This window comes from Delftia sp. ZNC0008, from assembly GCF_000799035.1.
Taxonomy (GTDB): domain Bacteria; phylum Pseudomonadota; class Gammaproteobacteria; order Burkholderiales; family Burkholderiaceae_C; genus Comamonas; species Comamonas tsuruhatensis.
This window is the reverse complement of record NZ_JTKZ01000132.1, coordinates 1-328: the sequence shown is the minus strand read 5'-3', so window position 1 is coordinate 328 and position 328 is coordinate 1. Positions and strand designations below refer to the sequence as shown.

The 328-nt window shown below is 68.3% G+C and carries 1 pseudogene; it reads right to left on the bottom strand.

The features are described 5' to 3' along the window. A pseudogene (locus L995_RS04685) lies at positions 1 to 328 on the bottom strand (electron transfer flavoprotein subunit beta/FixA family protein); the annotation flags it as partial.

The following is a 328-nucleotide window of genomic DNA, read 5'->3' as shown; positions in this document are numbered from 1 at the left end:
CAGGTCGGTGGTGATGACGGCCGGCAGGCTCAGGGCCAGGGTTTCCAGGCCGCCGTCCACTTCACGGGTCACGTTGACCTTGTCGCCAGCGACTTCGACCTTGGAGGCGAAGGTGGCCTGGGGCAGGTCGGCCAGGGCCGCCAGCATCTGGCCGGTCTGGTTGGCATCGTCGTCGATGGCCTGCTTGCCCAGGATGATCAGGCCGGGCTGCTCCTTGTCGACCAGGGCCTTGAGCAGCTTGGCGACGGCCAGGGGCTGCAGTTCCTCGGTGGTCTCCACCAGGATGCCGCGGTCGGCACCGATGGCCATGGCCGTGCGCAGGGTTTCC